9 protein-coding genes and 1 pseudogene are annotated in these 10750 nt (G+C 67.9%); 1 reads left to right on the top strand and 9 read right to left on the bottom strand.

From position 1 onward, the window contains the following. A pseudogene (locus tag AB3X43_RS06075) lies at positions 1–400 on the bottom strand (hydroxymethylbilane synthase); the annotation flags it as partial. Between the two features lie 143 nt (positions 401–543). Between AB3X43_RS06075 and ppc the strand changes: the two are divergent. Continuing rightward, complete coding sequence (gene ppc / locus AB3X43_RS06070) at positions 544–3405, top strand: phosphoenolpyruvate carboxylase (protein WP_369428969.1); 2862 nt, start codon at positions 544–546, stop codon at positions 3403–3405. Between the two features lie 40 nt (positions 3406–3445). On the opposite strand, the gene AB3X43_RS06065 is transcribed toward ppc, so the two are convergent. The 8 genes from AB3X43_RS06065 to AB3X43_RS06030 form a co-directional block, all read right to left on the bottom strand. Further along, positions 3446–4417 carry a CAP domain-containing protein gene (locus tag AB3X43_RS06065; protein ID WP_369428968.1) on the bottom strand — a complete coding sequence of 324 codons (972 nt, stop codon included), beginning with the start codon at positions 4415–4417 and terminating at the stop codon, positions 3446–3448. Positions 4418–4467: 50 nt separating this feature from the next. After that, positions 4468–5514 (bottom strand): histone deacetylase family protein, encoded by a 1047-nt coding sequence (locus tag AB3X43_RS06060; protein WP_369428967.1) that lies wholly within the window; start codon positions 5512–5514, stop codon positions 4468–4470. A 16-nt stretch (positions 5515–5530) separates the two neighbouring features. Next, entirely contained in the window at positions 5531–6115 is a 585-nt protein-coding gene (locus tag AB3X43_RS06055) for a phospholipase D family nuclease (RefSeq protein ID WP_369428966.1), read from the bottom strand. An 88-nt stretch (positions 6116–6203) separates the two neighbouring features. After that, the gene (locus AB3X43_RS06050; protein ID WP_369428965.1) at positions 6204–6947 is read right to left on the bottom strand and encodes an ABC transporter ATP-binding protein; all 744 of its coding nucleotides are present in this window, start codon (positions 6945–6947) and stop codon (positions 6204–6206) included. A gap of 22 nt (positions 6948–6969) precedes the next feature. Further along, positions 6970–7758, bottom strand: a complete 789-nt coding sequence (locus tag AB3X43_RS06045) for an ABC transporter ATP-binding protein (RefSeq protein WP_369428964.1) — start codon at positions 7756–7758, stop codon at positions 6970–6972. A gap of 27 nt (positions 7759–7785) precedes the next feature. Continuing rightward, on the bottom strand, positions 7786–8868 hold the full coding sequence (locus tag AB3X43_RS06040; protein ID WP_369428970.1) for an ABC transporter permease subunit: 1083 nt from the start codon (positions 8866–8868) through the stop codon (positions 7786–7788). 22 nt (positions 8869–8890) lie between these two features. Further along, on the bottom strand, positions 8891–9826 hold the full coding sequence (locus AB3X43_RS06035) for a branched-chain amino acid ABC transporter permease (RefSeq protein WP_369428963.1): 936 nt from the start codon (positions 9824–9826) through the stop codon (positions 8891–8893). A 199-nt stretch (positions 9827–10025) separates the two neighbouring features. Then, positions 10026–10750 (bottom strand): AAA family ATPase (locus tag AB3X43_RS06030; protein ID WP_473965067.1); only part of this gene is annotated, 725 nt, incomplete at its 5' end.

Below are 10750 nucleotides of genomic sequence, written 5' to 3'. Positions count from 1 at the left end.
CGCGGCGCAGGCTCGATGTACCGACCTTCGCACCCAGCGGCAGCGCCTGCACCGACTCGAAATGGTTCGACACCCAGGCATCGCGCGGGTCCTCGCGCTCCAGAACGGTGCACAGCGTGAAGCCTGCAGGCAGCTCCATCGGCACGTCCTTGAGCGAATGCACGGCGAGGTGCGCGCGGCCCTCCTCCAACGCGACTTCGAGTTCCTTGACGAACAGCCCCTTGCCGCCCACCTTGGACAGCGCGCGGTCGAGGATCTGGTCCCCGCGGGTCGTCATGCCCAGCAGATCGACCGTCCAGCCGAAGCGCGTGCGCAGCAGCGCCTGGACATGTTCGGCCTGCCACAGGGCCAGGCGGCTTTCACGGGTGGCAATGGTGCAGGAAGGCGACAGTGTGTTCATCCCGACATTCTCCCGCATCACCGCCGACCACCACCGACCCGCGGCTGGCCTCGAACTTGCTCATTTCGTCATACGATGCGAAACATGCGATGCTAAGATTTGTCGCGTAACCAGATTACCAATCCAACGACTTCGAGGTTTCAATGCCCCGCGCCGCCCGCTCCCGCTCGCCCGGCCCCGTTGCCGCTCCAGATACCGTGGTCGAGGCCAGCACCCCGGCCGACGCGGCCGAGAAGAACCGCCCCCTCGTCGAGGACATCCGCCTGCTCGGGCGCATCCTCGGCGACGTGATCCGCGAGCAGGAGGGCAAAGCCGCCTACGAGCTGGTCGAGAAGATCCGCCAGCTCTCGGTCGCCTACCGCCTGAAGCAGGACGCCACCGCCGGCAAGGCGCTGGACCGGCTGCTGAAGAACCTCTCGGTGGACCAGACCGTCAGCGTCATCCGCGCCTTCAGCTACTTCTCGCACCTGGCCAACATCGCCGAGGACCGCCACCATGTGCGCCGCCGCGACGTGCACGAGCGCCAGGGCCACCTGCAGGAAGGCTCGCTGGCGATGACCTTCGAGCGCCTGGCCGATGCCGACATCCGCGCCGACGACATCGCCCGCACGCTGGACCACGCGCACATCTCGCCCGTGCTCACCGCGCACCCGACCGAGGTGCAGCGCAAGTCCATCCTCGACGCCGAGCGCGCCGTGGCCGAGCTGATCGGCGAGCGCGATGGCCTGCACACCGCCCGCGAGCGCAGCGACAACGAGACCATGCTCACCGCCCGCGTCACCCAGCTCTGGCAGACGCGGATGCTGCGCTACACCAAGCTGACCGTCTCGGACGAGATCGAGAACGCGCTGTCCTACTACCGCAGCACCTTCCTGCGCCAGATCCCGAAGATGTACCGCGAGGTCGAGAACGCCCTGCCCGGCCGCCCGATCGCCAACTTCTTCCGCATGGGCAACTGGATCGGCGGCGACCGCGACGGCAACCCCTTCGTCACCGCCGAGACGCTCCAGCTCGCCCTGTCGCGCCAGAGCGAAACCGTGCTGCGCCATTACCTGACCGAGGCGCACGAGCTGGGTGCCGAGCTGTCGATGTCGCTGCTGCTGGCGCCGATCACGCCCGACATGGCCGCACTGGCCGAGCGCTCGCCGGACCAGAACGCGCACCGCGAGGACGAGCCGTATCGCCGCGCCCTGATCGGCGTCTATGCCCGGCTGGCCGCCACGCTGCAGGCGCTGACTGGCACCGAGGCACTGCGCCACGCGGTGGCACCGCAGAACCCCTATGCGTCGGCCGAGGAGTTCCTGGCCGATCTGAAGGTGATCGAGGCGTCGCTGAAGCACCACCACGCCCAAGCCTTGATCGCCCCGCGCCTGGCGCCGCTGATGCGGGCCGTCGAGGTGTTCGGCTTCCATCTGGCCACCGTCGACCTGCGCCAGAGTTCCGACAAGCACGAGGAAGTGGTGGCCGAGCTGCTGCGCACCGCACGCATCGAGGCCGACTACAGCGCGCTCGACGAAGCCGGCCGGCGCGAACTGCTCATGCGCGTGCTGAACGACGCTCGCTCGCTGCGCGTGATCGGCGCCGAGTATTCGGAGCACGCCCGCAGCGAGCTGGCGATCTTCGAGACGGCGCGCACCATGCTGGCCCGCTACGGCCGCCACGCGCTGCGCCACTACATCATCAGCCACACCGAGGACGTGAGCGACCTGCTCGAAGTGCTGGTGCTGCAGAAGGAAGTCGGTCTGCTGCGGGGCACGCTGGACAGCGACGCCGCGCGCAACGACCTGATCGTCGTGCCGCTGTTCGAGACCATCGGCGACCTGCGCAACGCCGCGCCGATCATGCAGCAGTTCTATGCGCTGCCGGGGATCGCAGGGCTGGTGCAGCGCTCGGGCGCGGAGCAGGACATCATGCTCGGCTACTCCGACAGCAACAAGGACGGTGGCTTCTTCACCAGCAACTGGGAGCTGTACGCGGCGGAACTCGCGCTGGTCGAGCTGTTCGACACCCTCGGCCACAGCCACGGCATCACGCTGCGCCTGTTCCACGGCCGCGGCGGCACGGTCGGACGCGGCGGCGGCCCGAGCTACCAGGCCATCCTCGCGCAGCCCCCGGGCACCGTGAACGGCCAGATCCGCCTGACCGAGCAGGGTGAGGTCATCGCGTCGAAGTATGCACACCCGGAGATCGGCCTGCGCAATCTGGAGACACTGGTCGCGGCCACGCTCGAAGCCACGCTGCTGCACCCCACCAAGAGCGCCCCGCGCAGCTTCCTCGACGCCGCCGCAGAGATCTCCGCAGCCAGCATGGCCGCCTACCGCGCGCTGGTCTACGAGACCCCGGGCTTCACCGACTACTTCTTCAGCGCCACGCCGATCCGCGAGATCGCCGAGCTGAACATCGGCTCGCGCCCGGCGTCCCGCAAGGCCACGCGCGCGATCGAAGACCTGCGCGCGATCCCGTGGGGCTTCTCGTGGGGCCAGTGCCGCGTCGCGCTGCCGGGCTGGTGCGGCTTCGGCTCGGCGGTGGAGGCGTATCTGGCCAACGGCAAGACCGACAAGCAGCGCACCGAGCGGCTCGCGCTGCTGCAGAAGATGTGCAAGGAGTGGCCGTTCTTCCGCACGCTGCTGTCGAACCTGGACATGGTGCTGGCCAAGACCGACCTGCGCATCGCGGCGCGTTACCTCGATCTGGTCGAGGACAAGAAGCTCGGCAAGAAGATCTTCGCAGCGATCGAAGCCGAATGGCAGCGCACCAACGACGTGCTCAACCAGATCACTGGCGACACCCAGCGCCTGGCCAACAACCCGACGCTGGCCCGCTCGATCGAGCACCGCTTCCCCTACCTCGACCCGCTGAACCACCTGCAGGTCGAACTGATGCGCCGCTACCGGCAGCGTCCGGCGGACGCCAAGACGGCGGGCGACCCGACGCTGGAACGGCTGCAGCGCGGCATCCACATCTCGATCAACGGAGTGGCGGCGGGCCTGCGCAACACGGGCTGACACCGTTGCGCGGGAACCTGGCACGCCCCGCACGCCCCCCTCAGTCCACCAGCCGGAAGGTGTAGCTGTAGTTCCGCAGCACACCGTTCACCCGCACGTTCGCCACCGTCACGTCATGGAACACGCCGGCGGTGATGCCCGCGGCGCGAAAGCGCAGGACGTTGGGCACCCCGTAGCCGACGTAGTCGGGTGAGACCTCCGTGACGGCCAGCGCGGCACCGCCACGGGGCACCACCGAGACGGTCGCGACGCCGTAGTCGACCTTGCCGAGGCCGTTGGCGCTGCGGCTGGTCTTGTCGGCGATGGCGGTGAAGGACTGGATGGGGCTGCCCTGGAAGTAGACCTTCCTGTAGTCGCCGACCGGGTAGGCGACATGGTCGGGCGTGACCGGGCCGGCCTCGTCGGTGGCGTAGATGACCTTGATGGCCGCGCCTGTGGTGCGCACACCGCTGGCGGCCTGGGCATCGACACGGCCGAAGGCGATCTGCCTCAGGAAGGGGTCGAGCAGCCAGCGGCGGTGGCCGAGCGTGGCCTCGCTGCCGACGTCGGCGAGCCAGCCGGCCAGGATCGACGCCGAGGAGGCCAGCGTCAGGTAGGCGCTCGGGCCACCGAGGTAGAGGTTGCTGGTCTGGGCACCCGTCAGGCCCGCCGCGCTGTAGCACCCCCAGGTGCTCGGCGGTGTGTGGCTGAGCGCGCTGTTGACGACCGACATCAGCGAGATCTGCATCACCTCGTTGTCGCCCGCCGCGTCGTAGGCCACGGCGGCCAGACCGTGCGCAGCCCGGATGGCGTTGACGGCGGCCAGGGCGCTGGCGGTTTCCGTGGCCGCGAGCGTGCCGGCGCGGCAGAGGGTGGTGTCCGGCCGGGCGGCGTAGAGCGTGCTGGCGGCCGTGGTGAAATCGGCGCTGGCGCCGGTGTCACTGGCGCCGCCGGTGGTGCCGGCGCTGCCGCCACAGCCGGACAGGACCAGCGCCACCAGGGCAGCCGGGACAAGGCAGAGGGATGAGGACATGGCGGACAGCTCCCAGGTCGAGGTCGTGCGGTGTGGACAAGGCCGCAAGCCTACCGCGCCCGTGCCTCGAAGCCATGCAGCACGTTGACGACATGGACGCCGACCTCGGCCACGGCGTAGCCGCCTTCCATCGTGAACACCGTCGGCAGCCCCAGCCGCGCCAGCCGCTCGCCGAGGCGCAGGTAGTCGGCGCTGCGCAGGTGGAAGCCGGAGATGGGATCGCCCTCGAAGGTATCGACACCGAGCGCCACCACCAGCGCATCGGGCTGGAACCGCCCGACAGCCTGCGCGGCATGGTCGAGCGTGTCGAACCAGGTGGCGGCCGAGGTGCCGCGGGGCAGCGGCAGGTTGAGGTTGCCGCCCACGCCAGCGCCCTCCCCACGTTCGTCGGCGTGGCCGAGGAAGAAGGGGTATTCGGTCATCGGATCGCCGTGGAGCGAGACCGTCAGCACGTCGTCGCGGTCGTAGAAGATCGTCTGCGTGCCGTTGCCGTGGTGGTAGTCGACATCGAGCACGGCCACCCGCGCCGCGCCACCCTCGCGCAACGCCTGCGCGGCGAGTGCGGCGTTGTTGAGGAAGCAATAGCCACCGAAGAAATCCGGACCCGCGTGGTGGCCCGGCGGCCGGGTCAGCGCCAGCGCACTGCGCTCACCCGCGGCCACCGCTCGGGCGGCCGTCACCGCACACGCCGCACCGGCCCGCGCCGCAGCCCAGGTGCCGGCCACCATGGGACTGCCGGCATCAAACGAATACAGGCCGAGGCGCGCCGCGAAGTGGTGCGGCACCACGTCATGCCGGAACCCGCGCACCGGCCACACCGAGGGCAGGATGTCGAGCGCGGCGTTGGCTGGATCGAGTGCCACCCAGTCGTCCCAGGCCCCGGCGAGAAACGCCAGATAGCCTGGGCGGTGGACCACGGCCAGCGTCTCGTCCGACACCGCACCCGGCAAGCACAGCGGGCCCGCCGGCTGCTGCTGCAGAGCGGCCAGCACATGGTCCAGCCGATCCGGCGTTTCATGGCAGGGCACGAGACGGCCACGGTACATCTCGTGGCGGGCCGTGTGCAGGCGGTGGTCCGGGTTGTGGACGATGCGCATGTCCGTTCCAGAATGGTCAGTAGGGGGTGGACAGATTGAAACGGTTCAGCCAGTTGTCGGCATAGGCCTTGACCAGCGCCGGGTCGTCGCGGACGAGCAGGCCATTCTCGGCATTGCGCTCCTGCGCGGACTTGGTGAAGTTGAACGACCCCGTGAAGACCGCCCGGCCATCGAAGATCATCACCTTGTTGTGGGCAATGGCCGGCCTGGTGTCTACGACAACGGGAATGCCCGAATTCTTGAGGAAGGTGGCGCTGGTGTACCTCTCGCCGACCTGGCTCTTGTCGACGATGACCTGCACGTCGACACCACGGTCCCTGGCGTGCTTGACGGCCTGGGCGATGGGCACGCTGGTGAAGGAATAGGCCTGGATGCGCAGGCTGCGCTGGGTGGCATTGATCGTGTCGACCAGCAGCGTCTCGCACGGCACGCCATCGGGCACGAAACACAGGGCATAGGACGCACCTGGCGCGAAGGTGGCATAGCCAGCCGCTGCGGCGGCCGCGGTGCGGGCCTGGACGCCATGGGCCAGCAACGCCGTCAGGCAGGCGGTCGACAGCAGCGCAGACAGGCGCCGCGGGAAAGAGACAGGACGGGACATGGAAGCGGCCGACATCGGCGGTTGATCATTTCGGGCGGGGATCATCCCATGGTCCCGCCGCCAGCCATGCCGAGGGCCGCCGCCGAGGTCACTCCCCGAGGTACGCCGCCCGCACCTTCGGGTCGGCCAGCAATTGCTGCCCCTGCCCGGTCATCGTGATCAGCCCGGACTCCATCACGTAGCCCCGGTCGGCCACGGCCAGCGCGCGGCTGGCGTTCTGCTCGACCAGCAGCATGGTCACGCCCTGCTTGTGGATGTCGCCGACGACCTCGAAGATCTTGTCGACCATGATCGGCGACAGGCCCATCGAGGGCTCGTCCAGCAGCAGCACCTTGGGACGCGCCATCAGCGCCCGGCCCATCGCCAGCATCTGCTGCTCGCCGCCGGACATCGTGCCGGCGAGCTGGTCGCGGCGCTCCTTCAGGCGCGGGAAGATGCTGAACACCTTCTCGATGTCGGCATCGATCTCCTTGTCGTCGCGCGTGTAGGCGCCCATCTGCAGGTTCTCGGTGATCGTCATCCGGGTGAAGGTGCCACGGCCTTCGGGAATCATCACCAGCCCCTGCTTGGCCAAGTCCCAGGCACCCTGCCCTTTCAGGCTCTTGCCCAGGTACTTCACGTCGCCCTCGGCGATCGGCTGGATGCCGGTGACCGCCTTCAGCGAGGTGGTCTTGCCGGCGCCGTTGGCGCCGATCAGGCTGACGAGTTCACCTTCGCGGACTTCGAGGGTCACGCCCTTGACGGCCTGGATGCCGCCATAGGCGACCTTCAGGTTCTCGATGCTCAGCAGGACCTGGCCGCTGGTCTGTTTCGTTGCAGTTGCGCTTGCCATGGGTGGGGATGTCCTGCTGCGTTCAGTGGGCCTTGTGACCGCTGCCCAGGTAGGCCTCGATCACCTTCTCGTTCTTCTGCACCTCGGCCGGTGTGCCTTCGGCGATCTGCTTGCCGTAGTCGAGCACGGTCAGCCGGTCGCACAGGCCCATCACCAGCTTGACGTCGTGCTCGATGATCAGGATGGTGCGGCCGTCCTTGCGGATCTGGTCGATCAGCTCGCGCAGCACGACCTTCTCGGTGGCGTTCATGCCGGCGGCCGGCTCGTCCAGCGCGATCAGCTTGGGATCGGTGGCCAGCGCGCGGGCGATCTCCAGGCGGCGCTGGTCGCCGTAGGACAGCGTGCGTGCCTTGTAATCGGCGAACTTGCCGATGCCGACGTAGTCGAGCAGCTCCTGCGCACGCTTGGCGATCGCCGCCTCCTCGGCCTTGAACGCCGGGGTGCGGAAGACGGCGCCGATCAGCCCGGAATGCGAGCGCACGTGGCGCCCGACCATGACGTTCTCCAGCGCGGTCATCTCGGGGAAGAGCCGGATGTTCTGGAAGGTGCGTGCAATGCCCGCCGCCGCCACTTCATGCACCGCGGTCGGCGTGTAGGGCGCACCGCCGAGGTGGAAGGTGCCGCCATCCGGCGTGTAGAGGCCGGTGATGACGTTGAAGAAGGTTGTCTTGCCAGCGCCGTTCGGGCCGATCAGGCCGTAGACCTGGCCCTTGTGGATGGTGATGCCGACGTCCGAGAGCGCCTGCAGGCCGCCGAAGCGCTTGGAGACGCCCTTGACTTCCAGGACGATGTCCGAGGTGTTCTTGCTCATGGGGTGATGGCTCCTGTTCGCTTCACTTCACTTGGCCACCGGGGCAGCCTTGCCGTGCTCGGGCGCGGGCCACAGACCGCGCTGGCGCACCAGCATGATCGTGATCATCGCCAGCGCGATCAGCAGCTGGCGCAGGATGGCCGCGTCCAGGCGCCCACCGGTGATGGCCTGCACGTCACCGGCGACGTAGCGCAGCACTTCCGGCAGCGCCGACAGCAGCAGCGCGCCCAGGATCACACCGGGGATGTGGCCGATGCCGCCCAGCACCACCATCGCCACGATCATCACCGACTCGGCCAGCGTGAACGACTCCGGCGAGATGAAGCCCTGGAAGGCCGCGAACATGGCGCCCGACACCCCACCGAAGGTGGCGCCCATGCCGAAGGCCAGCAGCTTGAGGTTGCGGGTGTTCAGGCCCATCGCCTTGGCGGCGATCTCGTCCTCGCGGATGGCCATCCAGGCGCGGCCGATGCGCGAGACTTCCAGACGGCGGCAGACGATCACCGTCAGCACCACCAGCACCAGGAACAGGTAGTAGTACAGCACCACGGGCGGGAAGGTGTGTCCGAACAGGTCCACCGGCTGGCCGAAGCTGAAGCCGAAGAAGTTCATCGGATCGATCTGGCTGATGCCGCGCGGGCCGTTGGTGATGTTGAGCGGGTACTCCAGGTTGTTCATGAACACCCGGATGATCTCGCCGAAGCCCAGCGTGACGATGGCCAGGTAGTCACCGCGCAGCTTGAGCGTCGGCGCGCCCAGCACCATGCCGAAGAACGCCGCCACCCCCGCCGCCACGGGCACGACTGCCCAGATCGGCATGTGCAGCCCGTTCGGGAACATCGCCTTGATCCACTCGAAGTTGTCCGAAAGGTGGGGCGAGGCCAGCAGCGCGTAGAGGTAGGCCCCCACCGCGTAGAAGGCGACATAGCCCAGGTCGAGCAGGCCGGCGAAGCCGACGACGATGTTCAGGCCGAGCGAGAGCATCACGTACAGCAGCGCCAGCGCCATGATGCGCACCCAGCCTTGCCCGAACTGCGCCGCGAACAGCGGCAGCGCCAGCAGCAGGGCTGCGGCCAGTCCGAACACGATCCACTGCTTGGTCTTGTCCATGGAAGTCATGTGTGTGGTCTCCTCAGGCGCGATCAGCCACGCGTTCGCCCATCAGGCCGGACGGTCGCATGGTGAGCACCAGGATCAGGACGAGGAAGGCGAAGATCTCGACGTACTGGCTGCCGAAGACACCGCCCGTGAGATCGCCGAGGTAGCCCGCGCCGACGGCTTCGATCAGGCCGAGCAGCACGCCGCCGACCATCGCGCCGGTCAGGTTGCCAATGCCGCCGAACACCGCCGCAGTGAACGCCTTCAGGCCGGGCATGAAGCCCATGCTGTGCTGCAGCGTGCCGTAGTTGGCGGCCCACATGATGCCGGCGATGGCGGCCAGCGCCGCGCCGATCACGAACGTGGTGCTGATGATGTGGTCCGGGCGCACGCCCATGAGGCCGGCGACACGCGGATTCTCGGCCGTGGCGCGCATGGCGCGGCCGAGTTTGGTCTTGTTCACCAGCCACAGCAGGCCGGTGAGCACCACCGCCGTGATGACCAGGATCAGGATCTGCGTCAGCGTGATGACCGGGCCGTCTTCCCAGAGGTTGTAGACCTCCACCGGCAGCAGCTGCGGGTAGGGCTTGGGATTCGGTTTCCAGATGATCATGGCCAGCGTCTGCAGCAGCAGGCTCATGCCCATGGCGGTGATCAGCGGCGCCAGGCGCGGCGCGTTGCGCAGCGGCCGGTAGGCGATCTTCTCGATCGCGTAGTTGAGCAGCGAGCAGGCGATGATCGCCGCGATCGCCGAGATGAACATGATCAGCCAGCCCGGCAAGGTCGAGCCCGCCTCCTGGAACGCGATGGCCACGCTCCAACTGACCATGGCGCCGACCATGAGCACCTCGCCGTGGGCGAAGTTGATCAGGCTGATGATGCCGTAGACCATCGTGTAGCCGAGTGCGACGAGGGCATACATGCTCCCGAGCACCAGACCGTTGATGATCTGCTGTACAAAGGTATCCATTCCAAGCTCTCCTGTGACCGCTGCGGGCAATATCGCAAGGCCTGTGCCAGGCGACATGTTCCGCTGCCTGACCCAGCACACGGCGGGTCGTGACATCCTGCCGTGGCATTCCGCACACGGATTCTAGGCGGGGGAGATGCTGGAAAAGATGCGCGTTTGCGCTATGAAAACCGCAGAACATCCGGCAATGGCCGGCGATTCAGCGGTTTTTCTTCGCTTCGTCGTCGAGTTGGCGCAATTGGGCCAGTTTCTCGCCGATGCGGATCTCCAGCCCGCGGGCCACCGGCGCATAGAAGCGCGGCGCGGGGTCGTGGGCATCCGGGAAGTACTGCTCGCCGGACGGATATCCGTCCGCCTCGTCGTGGGCATACCGATAATTCCGACCGTAGTCGAGGTCCTTCATCAGCCTGGTCGGCGCATTGCGCAGGTGCAGCGGCACCGGCTGCGAGCCATCCTGCTGCACGAAGGCCCGCGCCGCCTTCCACGCCGTGTAGACCGCGTTCGACTTGGGCGCCACCGCCAGATAGACGACGGCCTGCGCCAGCGCCAGTTCGCCCTCAGGCGAGCCAAGCCGCTCGTAGGTCTCGCTGGCATCCAGCGTCAGGCGCAGTGCCCGCGGGTCCGCCAGCCCGATGTCCTCGCTGGCCATGCGGATCAGCCGCCGCGCGATGTAACGCGGATCGACCCCGCCATCGACCATGCGCGCGAACCAGTACAGCGCCGCATCCGGGCTGCTGCCACGCACCGACTTGTGCAGCGCCGAAATGGTGTCGTAGAACTGCTCGCCGCCCTTGTCGTAGCGGCGCAGCTGCGCACCCAGGCTGCGCTCCAGTGCCGCTTCATCCAGCGCAGTGGCCGTGCCGACCATGCGCACCACGTTCTCGTAGGTGTTGAGCAGGCGGCGTGCGTCGCCGTCCGCGTAGG

The sequence above is a fragment of the Sphaerotilus sp. genome, from assembly GCF_041083715.1.
In the GTDB taxonomy this organism is placed as follows: Bacteria; Pseudomonadota; Gammaproteobacteria; order Burkholderiales; family Burkholderiaceae_C; genus Sphaerotilus.
Note: the sequence above shows the minus strand (reverse complement) of the source record. Positions and strands in the feature narration are given on the sequence as shown.